Below are 20,693 nucleotides of genomic sequence, written 5' to 3'. Positions count from 1 at the left end.
TGGTGGCAGATATCGCCACCATTTTTCACTGGCCGCCATCCGTTACTGACGTTATGCCGCTGACCGAAGTGCTGGAATGGCGGTATAAAGCGATTCAGAGAAGCGGGGCCAACGATGAGTGATAATAACCTGCGCCTGCAGGTCATTCTTAATGCGGTTGACAAACTCACCCGCCCATTCCGTGCTGCACAGGCCAGTTCGAAAGAGCTGGCTGGCGCAATCAGAAACTCCCGTGACGCATTAAAGCAACTCAATCAGGCGGGTAACAGCCTGGAAAAATTTCGCAAGCTGCAGGCCGATAACAAAAAGTTAGGCGACAGGCTGAACTATGCCAGACAGAAGGCAAATTTGCTTAGTTCTGAGCTGGAAGCGATGGAACAACCATCACAAAGGCATCTTGTGGCTTTAGGTCGGCAAACGCTGGCAGTCCAACGCCTGGAAGAACAACAAAAATATTTGCAGAAGCAAACGGCGCTTGTGCGTGCAGAACTGTACCGGGCGGGAATTTCTGCGAAAGATGATGCGGGAGCAACTGCCCGTTTAGCCCGTGAAGCATCACGTTATAACCAGGAACTTTCGAAACAAGAGGCGCGGCTGAAGCGACTGGGGGAAGCTCAGCGCAGGATGAATGCGGCGCGTGCCAGTTATGCCCGTTCGCTGGAGGTGCGTGATCGTATTGCAGGTGCCGGAGCCACCACCACGGCTGCAGGGCTGGCAATGGGCGCACCAGTGATGGCGGCAGTAAAAAGCTATACCAGCATGGAAGATGCCATGAAAGGTGTAGCAAAGCAGGTCAATGGTCTGCGTGACGATAATGGCACCCGCACTGCACGTTTTTATGAAATGCAGGATGCCATCAAGGCTGCCAGCGAACAGTTGCCGATGGAAAACGGTGCGGTGGACTTTGCCGCACTGGTTGAAGGTGGTGCGCGCATGAACGTCGCAAACCCTGACGACAGCTGGGAAGACCAGAAACGTGACCTGCTGGCCTTCGCCAGTACGGCAGCAAAGGCGGCAACAGCCTTTGAGCTGCCAGCGGATGAACTGTCAGAAAGTCTGGGGAAAATCGCCCAGCTCTACAAAATACCAACCCGCAATATTGAACAGCTCGGCGATGCGCTGAACTATCTGGATGATAACGCCATGTCGAAAGGGGCGGACATCATTGATGTGATGCAACGTCTGGGTGGTGTGGCTGACCGTCTGGATTATCGTAAAGCGGCGGCACTGGGTTCCACCTTTCTGACACTGGGCGCTGCGCCGGAGGTTGCAGCCAGTGCAGCAAACGCGATGGTGCGTGAATTGTCCATTGCCACCATGCAGAGCAAGAGTTTCTTTGAAGGGATGAATCTGCTGAAACTCAATCCTGAAGTGATTGAAAAGCAGATGACGAAGGATGCGATGGGAACTATCCAGCGTGTGCTGGAGAAGGTGAACGCACTGCCGCAGGACAAGCGTCTGTCTGCCATGACCATGTTGTTTGGTAAAGAGTTTGGCGATGACGCGGCGAAACTGGCAAACAACCTGCCGGAACTGCAGCGTCAGTTAAAACTGACAGCGGGCAATGATGCGCTCGGCTCCATGCAGAAAGAATCCGACATCAATAAGGACTCACTTTCTGCTCAGTGGTTACTGGTCAAAACCGGAGCGCAGAACACCTTCAGCAGCCTGGGCGAAACGCTGCGCCAGCCGCTGATGGATATTCTGTACACGGTGAAAAGCATCACGGGGGCGTTGCGCCGCTGGGTGGAAGCTAACCCGGAACTGACAGGCACACTGATGAAAGTAGCGGCTGTTGTGGCTGCGGTTACCGTAGGCCTCGGCACCTTAGCGGTGGCGCTGGCTGCAGTGCTGGGGCCGCTGGCAGTCATCCGTCTGGGATTCTCTGTGCTGGGTATCAAAACGTTACCTTCCGTTACGGCAGCAGTAACACGAACCAGCAGAGCGTTGTCCTGGTTAGCTGGCGCCCCACTGGCACTGCTGCGACGCGGGCTTGCTTCATCGGGCAACGCAGCGGGTTTACTTACTGCGCCGTTGTCGTCTTTGCGCCGCACGGCATCACTGACGGGGAATGTCCTGAAAACTGTAGTAGGTGTACCGGTTGCACTGTTGCGGTCTGGATTATCCGGTTTACGTGCTGTTGCTGTGATGTTTATGAATCCACTGGCAGCACTACGCGGTGGACTGGCTGCCGCAGGCGCGGTGCTGCGAGTACTGGCATCCGGTCCGCTGGCGATGCTGCGCGTTGCCCTGTATGCCATATCGGGTCTGTTAGGTGCTCTGCTCAGTCCGATAGGTCTTGTGGTTACTGCACTGGCGGGCGTGGCGCTGGTTGTCTGGAAATACTGGCAACCCATCACCGCATTTCTCGCTGGTGTGGTGGAAGGATTCAAAGCGGCGGCAGGTCCCATCAGTGCAGCATTCGAACCACTTAAGCCTGTGTTTCAGTGGATTGGCGACAAAGTGCAGGCGTTGTGGGGCTGGTTTACTGATCTGCTGACGCCCGTTAAGTCGACCTCTGCCGAACTGCAGAGCGCAGCGGCAATGGGGCGACGATTCGGGGAGGCACTGGCGGAAGGGCTGAATATGGTCATGCATCCGCTGGACTCCCTGAAATCCGGCGTTTCCTGGTTGCTGGAGAAACTCGGCATTGTCAGTAAAGAGGCTGCAAAGGCGAAACTGCCGGAAAGAGTGACGCGTCAGCAACCTGCGACGGTGAATGCAGACGGTAAAGTGATGATGCCATCGGGTGGTTTTCCGTCATGGGGATATGGCTTTGCGGGGATGTATGACAGCGGCGGCTATATCCCGCGCGGGCAGTTTGGCATCGTCGGTGAAAACGGGCCGGAAATTGTTAACGGCCCGGCAAATGTGACCAGCCGGAGAAATACAGCTGCACTGGCTGCCGTTGTTGCCGGAATGATGGGCGTTGCTGCCGCGCCTGCAGAGCTTCCACCGTTGCATCCTTTGGCACTTCCCGCGAAAGGCGGCGAAGCGATGGTGAGTCGTGCAGCCACTGTGCCGCCCGTTCACCGGATTGAGGCACCGACGCAGATCATCATTCAGACGCAGCCAGGACAAAGTGCGCAGGATATTGCGCGGGAGGTGGCACGCCAGCTTGATGAACGTGAACGCAGGCTGAAGGCAAAAGCCAGGAGTAACTACAGCGATCAGGGGGGATACGACGCATGATGATGGTGCTGGGATTGTACGTGTTTATGCTGCGCACCGTTCCGTATCAGGAACTGCAGTATCAACGCAGCTGGCGACATGCGGCAAACAGCCGGGTAAACCGTCGTCCGTCCACGCAGTTTCTGGGACCGGACAACGACATGCTGACGCTTTCTGGTGTTCTTATGCCGGAGATAACGGGCGGCAGGCTGTCGTTGCTGGCTCTGGAGCAGATGGCAGAACAGGGAAAAGCATGGCCCCTGATTGAAGGCAGCGGCACGATTTACGGCATGTATGTGATTGAGGGACTGAATCTGACTAAAACGGAGTTTTTCCGCGACGGTATGCCGCGCCGGATTGAGTTCACCCTGTCGCTCAAACGGGTGGATGAATCCCTGTCCGATATGTTCGGTGATCTCAGTGCGCAGCTGAATAATTTGCAGGATACGGCAACGTCTGCCTTAAGCGATATCAGTAAAACGGTGGGAGGGCTGCTGTCGTGAATTTCAGCTCTGAACTGCTTAACAAAGGCAACAAAACTCCCGCATTCAGCATCAGTATTGAGGGCAGGGATATCACCACTGTGCTGGATAACCGCCTGATGAGTCTGACGTTGACGGACAATCGGGGCTTTGAAGCAGACCAGCTTGATCTGGAGCTGGACGACGCCGACGGAAAAATCGTGCTGCCGCGCCGTGGTGCGGTCATCACGCTGGCGCTGGGCTGGAAGGGGCAGCCGCTTTTCCCGAAAGGGGCATTCACGGTGGACGAGATTGAACACACCGGCGCACCGGATCGCCTGACTATCCGGGCGCGAAGTGCTGATTTTAGGGAAACGCTGAATACCCGCCGTGAAAAATCGTGGCACAAGACCACTGTCGGGGAACTGGTGAAGGAAATAGCCGCGCGTCATAAGCTGAAGATGGCACTGGGTAAAGACCTGTCGGATAAGCCCGTGGAGCATATAGACCAGACTAATGAGAGTGACGGCAGTTTTCTGATGCGGCTGGCGCGCCAGTACGGTGCCATCGCGTCGGTGAAAAATGGCAATCTGTTATTCATCCGGCAGGGACAGGGCAAAAGCGCCAGCGGTAAACCACTGCCGGTGATCTCAATCACACGTAAGGACGGCGACAGTCACCGCTTTACCCTGGCAGATCGCGGAGCCTACACGGGCGTAATTGCCAGTTGGTTGCATACCCGCGAACCCGCGAAGAAAGAAAGCACCACGGTGAAGCGTAAGCGCAGGACTAAGAAGCAGAAGAAAGAGCCGGAAGCGAAGCAGGGCGATTACCTGGTGGGTACGGATGAAAACGTGCTGGTACTTAATCGCACTTATGCCAACCGGAGCAACGCCGAACGGGCAGCGAAAATGCAGTGGGAACGCCTGCAACGCGGCGTTGCATCATTCTCGCTACAACTGGCGGAAGGGCGGGCAGATCTCTACACGGAAATGCCAGTGAAAGTCAGTGGCTTTAAACAGCCGATAGATGATGCGGAATGGACCATTACGACTCTGACGCATACCGTCAGCCCGGATAACGGTTTTACGACCAGTCTGGAGCTTGAAGTGAGGATTGATGATTTCGAAATGGAATGATTCTTTACAATGGAGAACTTTTAAGTTTGAAAAATAGAATAATGCGATATCATTATTGTGAATTTAGCAAAAATGGGGAGAACTCGAAAAATGATGATTTGCCCACTGTGTGGAAGTGCCGCCCATACTCGCAGCAGTTTTCAGGTATCTTCATTGACCAAAGAGCGTTACAACCAGTGCCAGAACATTAACTGCAGCCATACTTTTGTTACCCATGAAACTTTTGTTCGTTCGATTGCAACGCCAAAAGAGTCAAATCCGGTTCAGCCGCATCCAATGAAATCAGGACAGGTGGCGCTCTCTCTTTGACGCTGCCGCCATTTTGTCGCCATCGTTAAAAAACAGTGTTTCTAACATCATGATTTTAAATAGCTTAAATTTCAGGCAACAAAAAACCCATCAACCTTGAACCGAAATGGCGGGGTTGATGGGCTCCACAAAATGGGGACATCAAAGAAAAGCAGTGGCACTAATTAAGACTGATGCCCTGCGGAAAAGTTCTGCGGTTGTGCAAAAAAATTTCATTTTCAGGGCAACTTCAGTTTTATCCTAATCCTGGCCATACCATGACGATGATTGTCCCTGCCAGCGTCAGCAGGACGTTGGCGATTGCGTAGGTGCCCGCATAGCCCAGCGCAGGGATGTTACTGCGAGCTGTATCACTGATGATCTCCATTGCCGGCGCGCAGGTGCGTGCGCCCATCATTGCGCCGAACAACAGTGCGCGGTTCATTCGCAATACATAAGCACCGAACAAGAAACAGATAACCACGGGCACAAGACTGACAATTAATCCGGCAATCAACATCTGACCGCCAATCGCGCCCAGGCCGTTATTAATACCGCTACCGGCGCTCAGACCAACGCCTGCCATAAACACCATCAAGCCGAACTCTTTCACCATGCTTAATGCACCTTGCGGAATGTAACCGAAGGTCGGGTGGTTAGCACGCATAAAGCCCAGCATAATTCCGGCGAATAACAACCCGGCAGCGTTCCCCATGCCGAAACTGAATGTGCTGAACTGGAAGGTGATCATCCCGATCATCAGCCCAATAACAAAGAAGGCGCAAAATGCCAGCAGGTCAGTGACCTGGCTGTGAATCGAGATAAAGCCGATGCGATCGGCGATGGTTTTTACGCGACGGGCATCACCGCTGACTTGTAAAACGTCACCTTTGTTAAGCACGACGTTGTCATCTATCGGCATCTCAATCTGGCTACGAATGACGCGGTTAAGGAAGCAACCGTGATCGGTCAACTTCAGTTGTGCGAGACGTTTACCTACAGCGTTATGGTTTTTAACGACCACTTCTTCAGTGACGATACGCATGTCGAGAAGGTCACGATCGAAAACTTCTTTACCGTTACGGAAGCTGGGATCGAGTCGGGCATGGGCGTCGGGATAGCCTACCAACGCTATTTCATCGCCCATTTGTAGCACGGCATCACCGTCTGGATTTGCCAGAATCCCGTTACGTCGAATACGTTCAATGTAGCAGCCGGTTTGTCGATAAATACCCAGTTCACGCAGATTTTTGCCGTCGGTCCAGGCCACCAGCTCCGGGCCGACGCGATAGGCGCGGATCACCGGTAAATAAACCTTACGGTTGGCATCAGTGTCCAGGCCACGTTCGCGGGCGATTTGCTGGGCGCTGGTCTGTAAGTCCTGATGCTGCAATTTCGGCAAGTAACGCGCACCAACAATCAAACTCACCAGACCGATTAAATAGGTTAAGGCATACCCGAGGCTTAGATTATCCAGTGCCAGTGAGAGCTGCCTGCTTTCCATGCCGGAATGACGCAGTGTATCGCCAGCACCGACCAGAACCGGTGTCGACGTCATAGAGCCTGCTAACATACCGGCCGTCAGGCCAATATCCCAGCCAAACAGCTTACCTAACCCTAAGGCGATCACCAGCGCACTGCCAACCATCACCAGTGCTAACATTAGGTAATTTTTCCCATCGCGAAAAAAAATGGAAAAAAAGTTCGGTCCGGCTTCGACCCCGACGCAGAAAATAAACAGCATAAAGCCAAGATTAAGCGCATCGGTGTTAATGCTGAAATGTTGTTGGCCTAATAACAGCGATACGACTAAAACGCCAATGGAATTACCCAGTTGGATCGAACCAAGTCGTAACTTTCCGAGACATAGCCCAAGCGCGAGGACCACAAATAATAACAGAATGTAATTCCCATTTAACAATTCGGCGACGTTTATATTCACGGAGGCTAACTTCTTGTTTACTAGTAAGCTGTTGAAAGAAATGGTAATTTACGATAATGTTTTTTACCAGAATTCAGGGCGCAGATTCATTCAGCGCACCTAAACGATAGTAAAGTAACAATATATTTTACTAGTGTAATCACATTAGGTATCAACGGCTATATGAATTGCGTTGGCCTATATTAGCATGGAATGCGAAGCGGCTTTATCTTACTGAACGCCACACTGGCGAAAAATGTGTTCGATAGACGCAGTGTCAGGAGGAACGAGTGAAACATAAACAACGTTGGGCGGGGGCAATCTGCTGTTTTGTCCTCTTCATTGTGGTGTGCCTTTTTCTGGCGACGCACATGAAAGGCGCTTTTCGGGCTGCCGGGCATCCTGAAATCGGTTTGCTATTTTTCATTCTTCCTGGAGCAGTGGCCAGCTTCTTTTCACAGCGTAGAGAAGTCCTGAAACCTCTGTTTGGCGCAATGCTGGCGGCACCCTGTTCGATGCTCATTATGCGGCTGTTTTTTTCACCGACGCGCTCATTCTGGCAAGAGCTGGCATGGTTACTAAGCGCGGTGTTCTGGTGTGCGCTGGGGGCACTGTGTTTCTTATTTATCAGTAGTTTGTTTAAACCACAGCACAGAAAAAATCAGTAAAGCCCTCAACGCGAGGGCTTGTCAGACGATCAGGCGTCCAGATTTTCTTTCACCCATGCAGCAAAATCGGTATAGCCGCCGATATGTTGCTGATCGACAAAAATCTGCGGCACGGTTTCTACGGGTTTACCTGCCTTTTGTTGTAGATCTTCTTTAGTGATCCCTTCCGCACGAATATCTACATACTGATACTGAAAATCATCGCGTTCATTGCTCAATTTCTCAGCCAGATCTTTTGCACGCACACAGTAAGGGCAACCCGAACGACCAAAAATAACGGTTTGCATTATTTCTCTCCTCATAGATTTATGCCTGTAATGATCACGCTAAAATGTATTCGCTGAAAGTAGGTTTAACCTGTTGCATTAATTGCTAAAAGCTATAACTGTTAAACACAATACAGTGAAAAGTTTTAGACTGAAGGCTCACTTTGCAGAGGGAAGCGTATGCGCGCGATCGGTAAATTGCCTAAAGGCGTGTTGATACTGGAATTTATCGGAATGATGCTACTGGCGGTGGCGCTGCTGTCGGTAAGCGACTCCCTGTCGCTGCCTGAGCCATTTTCTCGGCCAGAAGTGCAGATTCTGATGATTTTTCTCGGTGTTTTGCTCATGCTTCCCGCTGCGGTGGTGGTTATTCTTCAGGTGGCAAAACGTCTTGCCCCACAGCTGATGAACCGTCCACCGCAATATTCACGTTCAGAAAGAGAAAAAGATAATGACGCCAACCATTGAACTTATTTGTGGCCATCGCTCCATTCGCCATTTCACTGATGAACCCATTTCCGACGCGCAGTGTGAGGCGATTATTAACAGCGCCCGTGCGACGTCCAGTTCCAGTTTTTTGCAGTACAGTAGCATTATTCGCATTACCGACAAAGCGTTACGTGAAGAACTGGTGACGCTGACCGGCGGGCAAAAACACGTAGCGCAAGCGGCGGAGTTCTGGGTGTTCTGTGCCGACTTTAACCGCCATTTACAGATCTGTCCGGATGCTCAGCTCGGCCTGGCGGAACAACTGTTGCTCGGTGTCGTTGATACGGCAATGATGGCGCAGAATGCATTAATCGCAGCGGAATCGCTGGGATTGGGCGGGGTATATATCGGCGGCCTGCGCAATAATATTGAAGCGGTGACGAAACTGCTTAAATTACCGCAGCATGTTCTGCCGCTGTTTGGGCTGTGCCTTGGCTGGCCTGCGGATAATCCGGATCTTAAGCCGCGTTTACCGGCCTCCATTTTGGTGCATGAAAACAGCTATCAACCGCTGGATAAAGGCGCACTGGCGCAGTATGACGAGCAACTGGCGGAATATTACCTCACCCGTGGCAGCAATAATCGCCGGGATACCTGGAGCGATCATATCCGCCGAACAATCATTAAAGAAAGCCGCCCATTTATTCTGGATTATTTGCACAAACAGGGTTGGGCGACGCGCTAAAACCGCCACGTCGATGTATGATACGCGGGCTTTTGACCAGGTCTGACAGAGAGGTGCAGGGTGAAAATTGCCATATTGTCCCGGGATGGAACGCTCTATTCGTGTAAGCGGCTGCGTGAAGCCGCTATACAGCGCGGTCACCTGGTTGAAATTCTTGATCCGCTTTCTTGCTACATGAACATAAATCCTGCGGCGTCTTCTATTCACTACAAAGGCCGCAAGTTACCCCATTTTGACGCAGTGATCCCGCGTATTGGCACCGCCATTACCTTTTATGGGACGGCGGCACTGCGCCAGTTCGAGATGCTGGGGAGCTATCCGCTCAATGAGTCGGTCGCCATTGCCCGGGCGCGTGACAAATTGCGTTCCATGCAACTGCTGGCGCGTCAGGGCATCGACCTGCCTGTCACGGGCATTGCGCATTCGCCGGATGATACCAGCGATTTAATCGACATGGTCGGTGGTGCGCCGCTGGTGGTCAAGCTGGTTGAAGGCACGCAGGGAATTGGCGTCGTGCTGGCGGAGACGCGTCAGGCGGCGGAAAGCGTGATTGACGCTTTCCGCGGTCTGAACGCGCATATTCTGGTGCAGGAATATATCAAAGAGGCGCAAGGGTGCGATATCCGCTGTCTGGTTGTTGGCGATGAAGTGGTCGCTGCGATTGAACGGCGGGCGAAAGAGGGCGATTTTCGTTCCAATTTGCATCGTGGCGGCGCGGCAAGCGTCGCCAGTATCACACCACAGGAGCGTGAAATCGCGATAAAAGCCGCGCGAACGATGGCGCTGGACGTTGCTGGTGTGGATATTCTGCGTGCTAATCGCGGGCCGTTGGTGATGGAGGTGAATGCGTCGCCGGGGCTGGAAGGAATAGAAAAAACCACCGGTATCGACATCGCGGGTAAAATGATCCGCTGGATCGAACGCCACGCTACGACAGAATATTGCCTGAAAACGGGTGGTTAGTCGCAATCACATTACTGATCATGGTTTTGCCTGCGCTTTTTGCGTAAGCTGTGCCGGTCTTTTTATCGAAAGAGGTTGTACAAAATTATGACATCGCTGGTCGTTCCTGGTCTGGATACGCTGCGTCAATGGCTCGATGACCTGGGGATGAGTTTTTTTGAATGTGATAACTGTCAGGCTCTGCATCTGCCCCATATGCAGAATTTCGACGGTGTCTTTGATGCCAAAATCGATCTGATCGATAACACGATCCTGTTTTCTGCCATGGCGGAAGTCCGACCTTCAGCCGTATTGCCGCTGGCGGCGGATTTATCTGCCATCAATGCCAGTTCGCTGACCGTGAAAGCATTTCTTGATATGCAGGATGATAATCTGCCAAAGCTGGTGGTTTGCCAGTCTTTATCCGTTATGCAGGGCGTAACCTATGAGCAGTTTGCATGGTTCGTGCGTCAGAGCGAAGAGCAGATTTCGATGGTCATTCTTGAAGCTAATGCCCATCAACTGCTGTTACCGACTGATGATGAAGGGCAAAACAACGTTACCGAAAACTATTTCCTCCACTGATAACTCCTTTCGAGCACGCAGTCGCTGGTGCAGTGGCTGCGCGCTGCAAAATTATCTGCTGTTTTTAACCTTTTCTTAAAGATTATTTCACTTCTCTTGTGTCGATTTGGCTTTATCACATAGAGCAAATACGCATAAAAATTTGTTAAATACCGTTTTTTAATCCGAGCTATAGTCTCAAACCCTGGCTAAAGTTATTCTTGCGATGCTTTTATATAGCGAGCAGTGCTGGCCGGGAGAGAGTTCTCTTTTCTTACACCGCGCCGATAAAAAATATGCACGTTTATTGCATATCTTTCAGTGTGACAACTTTTGTTCGTTTGTTAACGAACTTTCAGAAGGAAAGAGATATGACCGCCTTAAATAAAAAATGGCTATCGGGTCTGGTTGCGGGTGCTCTGATGGCCGTCTCTGTCGGCACGCTCGCGGCTGAACAAAAAACACTCCACATTTATAACTGGTCTGATTATATCGCCCCGGACACGGTGGCCAATTTTGAAAAAGAAACCGGTATTAAAGTCGTCTACGATGTTTTCGACTCTAACGAAGTACTGGAAGGCAAATTAATGGCCGGGAGCACCGGCTTTGACCTGGTGGTGCCGTCAGCAAGCTTTCTTGAACGCCAGCTGACAGCGGGAGTTTTCCAGCCGCTGGATAAAAGCAAATTGCCGGAGTGGAAGAATCTCGACCCGGAACTGCTGAAGTTGGTCGCCAAACACGATCCCGACAATAAATTTGCTATGCCCTATATGTGGGCGACGACCGGGATTGGCTATAACGTTGATAAAGTTAAAGCGGTGCTGGGCGAAAACGCGCCCGTCGATAGCTGGAACTTGATCCTCAAGCCTGAAAATCTGGAAAAACTGAAAAGCTGCGGTGTCTCTTTCCTGGATGCGCCAGAAGAAGTTTTTGCTACCGTGCTGAATTATCTCGGCAAAGATCCCAACAGCACTAAAGCGGATGATTACACCGGACCGGCTACCGATCTGCTGTTAAAGCTGCGCCCGAACATTCGTTATTTCCATTCATCTCAATACATTAACGACCTGGCAAACGGCGATATCTGCGTCGCTATTGGCTGGGCGGGCGATGTCTGGCAGGCGTCAAACCGCGCGAAGGAAGCGAAGAATGGCGTTAATGTCTCGTTCTCGATTCCAAAAGAAGGGGCGATGGCGTTCTTTGATGTCTTCGCCATGCCTGCGGATGCCAAAAACAAAGACGAAGCCTATCAGTTCCTGAATTACCTGCTGCGCCCGGATGTAGTAGCGCATATTTCCGACCATGTGTTCTATGCCAACGCCAATAAAGCAGCCACGCCGCTGGTGAGTGCGGAAGTCCGTGATAACCCGGGTATTTATCCGCCTGCGGATGTCCGTGCGAAGCTGTTCACTCTGAAAGTGCAGGATCCGAAAATCGACCGTGTGCGCACCCGCGCGTGGACCAAAGTGAAGAGCGGAAAATAATCCGCAGCCTTAGATGCCGGGCGGGCGCACCACACCCGCCGGCAATTCGCACCATCATGGTGCGCTTGCACACATTCAATGCCGGAGAGCAGCCGTGAATGACGCTATCCCTCGCCCGCAGGCGAAAACCCGTAAGGCGCTGACGCCGCTATTAGAAATCCGCAACCTCACCAAATCCTACGATGGTCAACATGCGGTGGATGATGTCAGCCTGACTATCTACAAAGGTGAAATCTTCGCGCTGCTGGGCGCTTCCGGCTGTGGTAAATCCACGCTGCTGCGTATGCTAGCAGGTTTTGAACAACCCTCTGCCGGACAGATTATGCTTGATGGCGTCGATTTGTCACAGGTGCCACCTTATCTACGCCCCATCAATATGATGTTTCAGTCTTACGCATTGTTTCCCCATATGACTGTGGAGCAGAACATCGCCTTTGGCCTGAAACAGGACAAACTACCGAAAGCGGAAATTGCCACCCGGGTCAACGAGATGCTTGGGCTGGTGCACATGCAGGAGTTCGCCAAACGCAAACCGCATCAGCTTTCCGGTGGTCAGCGACAGCGTGTGGCCCTGGCCCGAAGCCTTGCCAAACGCCCGAAACTATTACTGCTCGATGAGCCGATGGGCGCGCTGGATAAAAAGCTGCGTGACCGGATGCAGCTTGAAGTGGTGGATATTCTGGAGCGCGTCGGTGTGACTTGTGTGATGGTCACCCACGATCAGGAAGAGGCGATGACCATGGCGGGGCGTATCGCCATTATGAATCGCGGGAAATTTGTCCAGATTGGCGAGCCGGAAGAGATCTACGAGCATCCAACTACCCGCTACAGCGCTGAATTTATCGGTTCGGTTAATGTCTTTGAAGGTGTACTCAAAGAGCGTCAGGAAGATGGCCTGGTGCTTGATTCGCCGGGGCTGGTGCATCCACTGAAAGTCGATGCGGATGCTTCAGTGGTCGATAACGTGCCGGTACACGTAGCGCTGCGCCCGGAAAAAATCATGCTTTGCGAAGAGCCGCCCGCCAATGGTTGTAACTTCGCGGTGGGGGAGGTGATACACATTGCCTATCTCGGCGATCTTTCGGTGTATCACGTTCGTCTGAAAAGTGGGCAGATGATTAGCGCCCAGCTACAAAACGCCCATCGTCATCGTAAAGGGTTACCGACCTGGGGCGACGAAGTGCGTTTGTGCTGGGAAGTGGACAGCTGTGTGGTGCTGACGGTTTAAGGAGCAAAGATGAATACACTTGAACCTGCTGCCCAGTCGAAACCGCCGGGCGGATTTAAGCTGTGGTTGTCGCAGCTGCAAATGAAGCATGGGCGCAAACTGGTCATTGCGTTGCCATATATCTGGTTGATCTTGCTGTTTCTGCTGCCATTTCTGATTGTCTTTAAAATAAGCCTGGCGGAGATGGCGCGCGCTATTCCACCTTATACCGAACTGATGGAGTGGGCTGACGGGCAACTGTCCATCACTCTTAATCTCGGTAATTTTCTGCAACTGACTGACGATCCGCTCTATTTCGATGCTTATCTCCAGTCGTTACAAGTGGCGGCGATTTCGACACTTTGCTGTTTACTGATCGGCTATCCGCTGGCGTGGGCGGTGGCGCACAGTAAGCCCTCGACCCGTAATATCTTATTACTACTGGTGATCCTGCCGTCGTGGACCTCGTTTCTGATCCGCGTTTATGCCTGGATGGGAATATTAAAAAACAACGGTGTGCTGAATAATTTTCTGCTGTGGCTGGGGGTTATCGATCAACCGCTGACCATTCTGCATACCAATCTGGCCGTTTATATCGGCATTGTTTACGCTTACGTGCCGTTTATGGTACTGCCGATTTATACCGCGTTGATTCGTATTGATTATTCGCTGGTGGAAGCAGCGCTGGATCTCGGTGCACGACCGCTGAAAACGTTCTTTACTGTGATCGTGCCGCTGACTAAAGGTGGGATTATTGCCGGATCGATGCTGGTGTTTATCCCGGCTGTGGGCGAGTTTGTGATCCCGGAACTGCTCGGTGGCCCGGACAGCATCATGATCGGGCGCGTGCTATGGCAAGAGTTTTTCAATAACCGCGACTGGCCGGTGGCCTCGGCGGTAGCGATCATCATGTTGCTGCTGCTAATTGTGCCGATAATGTGGTTCCACAAACACCAGCAAAAAAGCGTGGGAGAACACGGATGAATAATTTACCGGTAGTTCGTTCACCCTGGCGGATTGTGATTTTGCTGCTGGGCTTTACCTTTCTCTACGCGCCAATGCTGATGCTGGTTATCTATTCGTTTAACAGCTCGAAGCTGGTGACGGTGTGGGCCGGCTGGTCAACGCGCTGGTATGGTGAGTTATTGCGCGATGACGCGATGATGAGTGCGGTTGGTTTAAGCCTGACAATTGCTGCCTGTGCGGCAACGGCGGCGGCGATCCTCGGGACTATTGCGGCGGTGGTGCTGGTGCGCTTTGGCAGGTTTCGCGGATCAAATGGCTTTGCCTTTATGATCACCGCGCCGCTGGTAATGCCAGATGTCATCACGGGCTTGTCGCTGTTGTTATTATTCGTCGCGCTTGCTCATGCCATTGGCTGGCCTGCGGACCGCGGTATGCTCACCATCTGGCTGGCGCATGTCACTTTTTGTACGGCTTATGTGGCGGTCGTTATTTCTTCAAGATTGCGGGAACTGGATCGCTCGATAGAAGAAGCAGCGATGGATCTCGGTGCGACGCCGCTGAAAGTGTTTTTCGTCATTACGCTACCGATGATCATGCCAGCGATCATTTCTGGCTGGTTACTGGCTTTTACTTTGTCGCTTGATGATCTGGTGATCGCCAGCTTTGTTTCCGGGCCGGGAGCCACCACGTTACCGATGCTGGTCTTTTCCAGCGTGCGGATGGGGGTGAATCCGGAAATCAACGCCCTGGCAACATTGATCCTCGGCGCGGTCGGAATTGTCGGATTTATCGCCTGGTATCTGATGGCTCGCGCAGAAAAACAGCGGATACGCGACATCCAGCGTGCAAGACGTGGCTGAAGACACTAAAATTTGCCAACCTGGCTACATAATGCCGCGCATGTCGCGGCATTGTTTTCATGGAAGACGAAACGTTGGGATTTTTTAAGAAAACATCTTCATCTCATGCTCGCCTGAATGTGCCTGCGCTGGTGCAGGTGGCGGCGCTCGCCATTATTATGATCCGTGGCCTCGACGTGCTGATGATTTTCAATACGCTGGGCGTGCGCGGTATTGGCGAGTTCATTCATCGCAGCGTACAAACCTGGAGTTTAACGCTGGTCTTTTTAAGCAGTCTGGTGCTGGTTTTCATTGAGATCTGGTGTGCGTTTTCACTGGTGAAAGGGCGTCGCTGGGCGCGCTGGCTATATCTGCTGACACAAATCACCGCCGCAAGTTACTTGTGGGCGGCTTCGCTGGGGTACGGTTATCCGGAGCTGTTCAGCATTCCCGGTGAATCAAAACGTGAAATCTTCCATAGCCTGATGCTGCAGAAGCTGCCGGATATGCTCATCCTGATGCTGCTGTTCGTTCCCTCGACCAGTCGGCGGTTCTTCCAGTTGCAATAATGTGTATAATCGTCGCCCCTGATGATGTGAAGGTCAATGTATGCAGTGCGCACTTTACGACGCGGGTCGCTGTCGTTCCTGTCAGTGGATAACGCAGCCGATTCCAGAGCAACTCTCCGCTAAAACCGCCGATCTTAAAAATCTGCTCGCCGACTTTCCGGTTGAGGAATGGTGCGCGCCGGTGTCAGGCCCGGAACAAGGGTTTCGTAATAAGGCCAAAATGGTGGTGAGTGGTAGCGTTGAAAAACCACTGCTCGGTATGCTGCATCGCGACGGCACACCAGAAGACCTTTGTGACTGCCCGCTTTATCCTGCCTCATTTGCGCCCGTTTTTGCGGCGCTAAAACCGTTTATTGCCCGAGCGGGGTTAACGCCCTACAACGTGGCGCGTAAGCGTGGCGAACTGAAATACATTCTGCTGACTGAAAGCCAGAGTGATGGCGGCATGATGCTGCGCTTTGTACTGCGTTCTGATACCAAGCTGGCGCAACTGCGTAAGGCGCTGCCGTGGTTACACGAACAACTACCGCAGCTGAAAGTTATTACCGTCAATATTCAGCCGGTACATATGGCGATTATGGAAGGGGAGACGGAGATCTACCTGACCGAACAACAGGCACTGGCAGAGCGTTTTAATGACGTACCGCTGTGGATCCGTCCGCAAAGTTTCTTCCAGACGAATCCGGCGGTCGCCAGCCAGTTGTACGCCACCGCGCGCGACTGGGTACGACAGCTGCCGGTTAAACATATGTGGGATCTGTTCTGCGGTGTGGGGGGCTTTGGTTTACACTGCGCGACGCCTGACATGCAGTTAACCGGGATCGAAATTGCGCCAGAGGCCATTGCCTGTGCAAAGCAGTCAGCCGCTGAACTGGGTTTAACGCGTCTGCAATTTCAGGCGCTGGACTCCACTCAGTTTGCCACCGCTCAGGGGGATGTGCCGGAGCTGGTGCTGGTTAACCCGCCGCGCCGCGGCATTGGTAAACCGCTGTGTGATTATCTCTCAACGATGGCACCGCGTTTTATTATCTACTCCAGCTGTAACGCCCAAACCATGGCGAAAGATATCCGCGAACTGCCAGGTTACCGCATCGAACGGGTACAGCTTTTTGATATGTTCCCGCACACCGCGCACTATGAAGTGATGACGCTGCTGGTGAAGCAATAAAAAAGCCGCAGGTGCGGCTTCAGATTGCTGATCAGGTGCGCTTTGTTCATGCCGGATGCGGCGTGTACGCCTTATCCGGCCTACAAAATCATGCTAAATCAATACATTGCAGAGTTGATGTGGGCCAGATAAGCGCAGCGCATCTGGCAATCTTACTTTTGTCATCAGTCTCAATTACTGCGGGAACCACTGGTCATTGATTTTCTGATATGTACCGTCAGCTTTAATTGCTGCCAGCGCGTTATTCAGTTTTTCCAGCAGAGCTTTGTTATCCGGACGTACAGCGATACCCAGGCCGGTGCCGAAGTATTGCGGATCGGTCACTTTTTCAGTCGCAACGCCCAGTTGCGGATTGGTTTTCAGCCATTCGTTTACCACCGCTGTGTCACCAAATACCCCATCAATACGACCATTTTTCAGATCGATAAAGGCATTCTGATAACTGTCATAGGAGACAGTTTTCACTTCGGGGTGCTGATCCTGAATATATTTCTGGTGCGTAGTACCGTTTTCCATCCCAATGCGTTTGCCTTTCAGGTCGGCAAACGTTTTGTAGGTATCTTTTTTGGCAATCACGACGGCTGAGTTTTCATAGTAGGGCGTGGTAAACGATACCTGTTTGCTACGCTCCGGGGTGATATCCATACCGGAGATTACGGCGTCATATTTTCTGAATTTCAGTGACGGGATCAGGCTGTCGAACGCGTGATTAGTAAAAGTACATTCTGCCTGCATTTGTTTGCACAAGGCTTTTGCCAGATCGATATCAAAGCCGACAATCTCATTATTAGCACCTATAGATTCAAAGGGTGGATAGGTGGCTGAAACGCCAAAATTGATTTTCTCTGCGGCAGAAGCACCGAAAGTAAAGGAAGCAAGTAAAGCGGCAAGAACTAACTTTTTCATGATGGAACTCCCGTCTGTCAATCTTATGATTTTTGGCCGTGTCTGCGGCATGGGATAACAATGCCATCAAGTGAATTTATATGCAATAAATATGATTAAATAATTTAAGTGAAATAAAAAAAGACGGACAACTTAGTGGGTTGCCCGTCTTCATTATAAGAATTTATGCACTATGTAGGCCGGATAAGGCGTCCGCGCCGCATCCGGCACAGGCACCGTGCTGATGTCTGATGCGACGCTGGCGCGTCTTATCAGACCTTGTATTATCCCTCCAGTGCAGAGAAAATCGGCCAGTTTTCTCTGCCTGCAGTCCGCATGCCGTATCGGGCCTTGGGTTCTAACCTGTTGCGTAGATTTATGCAGCGGACTGCCTTTCTCCCAAAGTGATAAACCGGACAGTATCATGGACCGGTTTTCCCGGTAATCCGTATTTGCAAGGTTGGTTTCACTATGGAACATGAACTTCATTATATCGGTATCGACACCGCTAAAGAGAAACTGGATGTCGATGTGTTGCGTCCTGATGGTCGTCATCGCACCAAAAAATTCGCTAACACCACTAAAGGGCACGATGAGCTGGTGAGCTGGCTGAAAGGTCACAAGATTGACCATGCGCATATCTGCATCGAAGCGACCGGCACCTATATGGAACCTGTCGCTGAGTGCCTTTACGATGCTGGCTACATAGTGTCAGTCATTAATCCTGCGCTGGGTAAAGCTTTCGCTCAGAGTGAAGGACTGCGTAACAAGACTGATACCGTGGATGCGCGCATGCTGGCAGAGTTCTGTCGTCAGAAGCGCCCTGCAGCCTGGGAAGCGCCTCACCCGCTTGAACGCGCGTTGCGTGCCCTGGTAGTCCGCCACCAGGCGCTGACAGATATGCACACGCAGGAACTGAATCGCACTGAAACGGCGCGGGAAGTCCAGAGACCGAGCATTGATGCTCACCTTCTGTGGCTTGAAGCAGAGCTGAAGCGTCTTGAGAAGCAGATAAAAGACCTGACAGACGATGATCCGGATATGAAACACCGCAGGAAACTGCTGGAAAGCATCCCGGGTATCGGAGAGAAAACATCTGCGGTATTGCTGGCTTATATCGGTCTGAAGGACCGCTTCGCCCATGCCAGACAGTTCGCCGCTTTTGCGGGTCTGACACCACGGCGTTATGAATCAGGTAGCAGTGTGAGAGGGGCGAGCCGGATGAGTAAGGCCGGACATGTGTCGCTTCGCAGGGCGTTGTATATGCCCGCAATGGTAGCCACCAGTAAGACTGAGTGGGGACGGGCGTTCCGCGACCGTCTGGCGGCTAATGGCAAGAAAGGAAAGGTGATTCTCGGCGCGATGATGCGCAAGCTGGCACAGGTGGCGTATGGAGTGCTGAAGTCAGGCGTGCCGTTCGATGCGTCACGGCATAATCCGGTAGCGGCGTAAAAATCGCGGAAGGGATGAAAAAAACAGCGCCTGACGGCGCTGTGTCTGGCATGCCTGCAATCCGGGAAACCGGACCAGGAAAAAACTTGCAGGCCATAACAGTATCTACAAACCCCCCCGGCGAATGTACGCAGCTACATTAATTCCGCCGTTCGAATGCCAGTGCTTTGCGCTCGATCAGACGCATCATCAGCGTCAGCAGGCCGTTGACGACCAGGTAAATAATCCCTGCCGCGCCGAACACCATTACATCGTAGGTGCGTCCGTACAACAACTGGCTGTATCCCATCACTTCCATCAGCGTAATGGTGTAAGCCAGAGAGGTACTTTTGAACACCAGCACCACTTCGTTGGAATAAGAAGAGAGCGAGCGTTTAAAGGCATACGGCAGCAGGATCGCCAGCGTATCTTTTTTGCTCATTCCCAGGGCGCTACAGGACTGCCACTGACCTTCTGGGATCGCACGAATTGCACCGTAAAACAGCTGCGTGGTATACGCCGCACTGTTCAGCGATAACGCAATCAGCGCACATAACCACGGTTCTGACAACAAATGCCACAGTGCCGGATACTCCTGCAAAGTCGGAAACTGGCCCGGCCCGTAATAAATCAGGAAGATCTGCACCAGCAGCGGCGTACCGGTAAACAGCGTGATATAACCCCGCACCAGCCACACCAGCACCGGCGTTTTCAGCGTCAGGATGATGGTAAAAATCAATGCCAGAATCAGTGCCACAATCAGCGAGGCAACGGTTAGCGTCAGGCTGGTGTGTAGCCCTTTCATCAGTTCGGGTAAATACTCAAACATTAGCTGGGCCTCCGCTCAAAACGTGTCGCGCGCAGGTCAATGCGTTTGAGAATGTACTGACTGAGCAGGGTGATCACCAGGTAAATCGCCGCCGCCACAATGTACCAGGTAAATGGTTCCTGGGTACGAGTAGCGATGCTTTTTGTTTGCAGCATTAAATCATTCACACTAATCAAACTGACCAGCGCGGTATCTTTCAGCAGCACCAGCCACTGGTTACCGAGGCCAGGCAGCGCATGACGCCACATCTGCGGCATCACCAGACGGAAAAAGATAGCCGATTTCGACAGCCCCAGCGCCTGACCAGACTCCCACTGACCCACCGGCACCGCTTTCAACGCGCCCCGAAGCGTTTGCGAGGCATAGGCGGCATACAGCAGCGACAGAGCGATGACACCACAAAGGAACGGGCTAACGTCGAAGTTCTCAATGTCCATCTGCACCGGGATCTGCACGAGCCCAAGATTGATGTTGAAGCCATCCGAAAGCGTCAGCAGTAACTGCGAGGAGCCAAAATAGATAAACAGCACCACCAGAATTTCTGGCAGGCCACGCAGAATGGTTACCAGCGCTGAACCTGCCCACGCGACAGGACGCCATTTTGCAGACTCCCATACCGCAAAGAACATCGCCAGCGCCAGCCCGACAATCAATGCACAAACGGCAAGGCCGACGGTCATCCCGGCGGCGCTTGCTAAAGGAAAAAATTCATTCATCAGGA

Annotated in this window: 22 protein-coding genes; 17 read left to right on the top strand and 5 right to left on the bottom strand. The window is 52.2% G+C overall.

Annotation, left to right across the window (positions count from 1 at the left end; all coding sequences use genetic code 11):
- Window positions 1-2: 2 nt before the first annotated feature.
- The 5 genes from HGD79_RS07270 to HGD79_RS07250 all read left to right on the top strand — a co-directional run bounded on the left by HGD79_RS07270 (window position 3) and on the right by HGD79_RS07250 (window position 5,080).
- The gene (locus HGD79_RS07270; protein ID WP_000763311.1) at window positions 3-122 is read left to right on the top strand and encodes a GpE family phage tail protein; all 120 of its coding nucleotides are present in this window, start codon (window positions 3-5) and stop codon (window positions 120-122) included.
- Complete coding sequence (locus HGD79_RS07265; RefSeq protein WP_097565893.1) at window positions 115-3,192, top strand: phage tail tape measure protein; 3,078 nt, start codon at window positions 115-117, stop codon at window positions 3,190-3,192. The genes HGD79_RS07270 and HGD79_RS07265 overlap by 8 nt, the downstream gene beginning before the upstream one ends.
- A complete protein-coding gene (locus tag HGD79_RS07260) occupies window positions 3,189-3,674 on the top strand; it encodes a phage tail protein (protein WP_089560395.1) in 486 nt (161 codons plus the stop codon). Before HGD79_RS07265 ends, HGD79_RS07260 begins: the two co-directional genes overlap by 4 nt.
- A complete protein-coding gene (locus tag HGD79_RS07255; RefSeq protein WP_089069159.1) occupies window positions 3,671-4,771 on the top strand; it encodes a phage late control D family protein in 1,101 nt (366 codons plus the stop codon). The genes HGD79_RS07260 and HGD79_RS07255 overlap by 4 nt, the downstream gene beginning before the upstream one ends.
- A 90-nt stretch (window positions 4,772-4,861) precedes the next feature.
- Entirely contained in the window at window positions 4,862-5,080 is a 219-nt protein-coding gene (locus tag HGD79_RS07250) for an ogr/Delta-like zinc finger family protein (RefSeq protein WP_000972391.1), read from the top strand.
- A gap of 235 nt (window positions 5,081-5,315) precedes the next feature.
- On the opposite strand, the gene HGD79_RS07245 is transcribed toward HGD79_RS07250, so the two are convergent.
- Window positions 5,316-7,001, bottom strand: coding sequence for an aspartate:alanine antiporter (locus HGD79_RS07245; protein WP_001024876.1), 1,686 nt, complete (start codon window positions 6,999-7,001; stop codon window positions 5,316-5,318).
- Between the two features lie 269 nt (window positions 7,002-7,270).
- Here HGD79_RS07245 and HGD79_RS07240 point away from each other — a divergent pair, with 269 nt between their 5' ends.
- Window positions 7,271-7,648: an inner membrane protein YbjM gene (locus HGD79_RS07240; protein ID WP_000681108.1), complete on the top strand. Its 378-nt coding sequence runs from the start codon at window positions 7,271-7,273 to the stop codon at window positions 7,646-7,648.
- A gap of 29 nt (window positions 7,649-7,677) precedes the next feature.
- On the opposite strand, the gene grxA is transcribed toward HGD79_RS07240, so the two are convergent.
- Window positions 7,678-7,935, bottom strand: a complete 258-nt coding sequence (grxA, locus tag HGD79_RS07235) for a glutaredoxin 1 (protein ID WP_001195240.1) — start codon at window positions 7,933-7,935, stop codon at window positions 7,678-7,680.
- 159 nt (window positions 7,936-8,094) lie between these two features.
- Between grxA and HGD79_RS07230 the strand changes: the two genes are divergently transcribed.
- The 10 genes from HGD79_RS07230 to rlmC all read left to right on the top strand — a co-directional run bounded on the left by HGD79_RS07230 (window position 8,095) and on the right by rlmC (window position 16,827).
- Window positions 8,095-8,382: a DUF1418 family protein gene (locus tag HGD79_RS07230; protein WP_001201560.1), complete on the top strand. Its 288-nt coding sequence runs from the start codon at window positions 8,095-8,097 to the stop codon at window positions 8,380-8,382.
- On the top strand, window positions 8,366-9,088 hold the full coding sequence (gene nfsA / locus HGD79_RS07225) for a nitroreductase NfsA (protein ID WP_168848343.1): 723 nt from the start codon (window positions 8,366-8,368) through the stop codon (window positions 9,086-9,088). Before HGD79_RS07230 ends, nfsA begins: the two co-directional genes overlap by 17 nt.
- Before the next feature lie 60 nt (window positions 9,089-9,148).
- Window positions 9,149-10,051, top strand: a complete 903-nt coding sequence (gene rimK / locus HGD79_RS07220; protein WP_000684321.1) for a 30S ribosomal protein S6--L-glutamate ligase — start codon at window positions 9,149-9,151, stop codon at window positions 10,049-10,051.
- A gap of 87 nt (window positions 10,052-10,138) precedes the next feature.
- Window positions 10,139-10,615 (top strand): YbjN domain-containing protein, encoded by a 477-nt coding sequence (locus HGD79_RS07215; protein WP_000203025.1) that lies wholly within the window; start codon window positions 10,139-10,141, stop codon window positions 10,613-10,615.
- 350 nt (window positions 10,616-10,965) lie between these two features.
- Window positions 10,966-12,078: a spermidine/putrescine ABC transporter substrate-binding protein PotF gene (potF, locus tag HGD79_RS07210; RefSeq protein WP_000126084.1), complete on the top strand. Its 1,113-nt coding sequence runs from the start codon at window positions 10,966-10,968 to the stop codon at window positions 12,076-12,078.
- Between the two features lie 94 nt (window positions 12,079-12,172).
- Window positions 12,173-13,306: a putrescine ABC transporter ATP-binding subunit PotG gene (potG, locus tag HGD79_RS07205; RefSeq protein WP_000996018.1), complete on the top strand. Its 1,134-nt coding sequence runs from the start codon at window positions 12,173-12,175 to the stop codon at window positions 13,304-13,306.
- A gap of 9 nt (window positions 13,307-13,315) precedes the next feature.
- Window positions 13,316-14,269, top strand: coding sequence for a putrescine ABC transporter permease PotH (gene potH, locus HGD79_RS07200; RefSeq protein ID WP_001093862.1), 954 nt, complete (start codon window positions 13,316-13,318; stop codon window positions 14,267-14,269).
- A complete protein-coding gene (gene potI, locus HGD79_RS07195; protein WP_001061658.1) occupies window positions 14,266-15,111 on the top strand; it encodes a putrescine ABC transporter permease PotI in 846 nt (281 codons plus the stop codon). Before potH ends, potI begins: the two co-directional genes overlap by 4 nt.
- A 59-nt stretch (window positions 15,112-15,170) precedes the next feature.
- The gene (locus HGD79_RS07190; RefSeq protein WP_000389260.1) at window positions 15,171-15,659 is read left to right on the top strand and encodes a YbjO family protein; all 489 of its coding nucleotides are present in this window, start codon (window positions 15,171-15,173) and stop codon (window positions 15,657-15,659) included.
- Between the two features lie 40 nt (window positions 15,660-15,699).
- Window positions 15,700-16,827, top strand: a complete 1,128-nt coding sequence (gene rlmC / locus HGD79_RS07185) for a 23S rRNA (uracil(747)-C(5))-methyltransferase RlmC (RefSeq protein WP_001149703.1) — start codon at window positions 15,700-15,702, stop codon at window positions 16,825-16,827.
- Window positions 16,828-17,001: 174 nt separating this feature from the next.
- On the opposite strand, the gene artJ is transcribed toward rlmC, so the two are convergent.
- The gene (gene artJ / locus HGD79_RS07180) at window positions 17,002-17,733 is read right to left on the bottom strand and encodes an arginine ABC transporter substrate-binding protein ArtJ (RefSeq protein ID WP_001295905.1); all 732 of its coding nucleotides are present in this window, start codon (window positions 17,731-17,733) and stop codon (window positions 17,002-17,004) included.
- 450 nt (window positions 17,734-18,183) lie between these two features.
- Here artJ and HGD79_RS07175 point away from each other — a divergent pair, with 450 nt between their 5' ends.
- Window positions 18,184-19,164, top strand: a complete 981-nt coding sequence (locus tag HGD79_RS07175; RefSeq protein ID WP_000399648.1) for an IS110-like element IS621 family transposase — start codon at window positions 18,184-18,186, stop codon at window positions 19,162-19,164.
- A gap of 139 nt (window positions 19,165-19,303) precedes the next feature.
- Here the strand turns inward: HGD79_RS07175 and artM are convergent, their stop codons facing one another.
- Both artM and artQ read right to left on the bottom strand, forming a co-directional pair.
- Window positions 19,304-19,972, bottom strand: a complete 669-nt coding sequence (gene artM / locus HGD79_RS07170) for an arginine ABC transporter permease ArtM (RefSeq protein WP_000464491.1) — start codon at window positions 19,970-19,972, stop codon at window positions 19,304-19,306.
- On the bottom strand, window positions 19,972-20,688 hold the full coding sequence (gene artQ, locus HGD79_RS07165; RefSeq protein WP_001001684.1) for an arginine ABC transporter permease ArtQ: 717 nt from the start codon (window positions 20,686-20,688) through the stop codon (window positions 19,972-19,974). The genes artM and artQ overlap by 1 nt, the downstream gene beginning before the upstream one ends.
- Window positions 20,689-20,693 lie beyond the last annotated feature (5 nt).

The organism is Escherichia sp. SCLE84 (genome assembly GCF_012584495.1).
Taxonomy (GTDB): Bacteria; Pseudomonadota; Gammaproteobacteria; order Enterobacterales; family Enterobacteriaceae; genus ECMA0423.
This window is presented reverse-complemented; position numbering and strand designations above follow the sequence as displayed.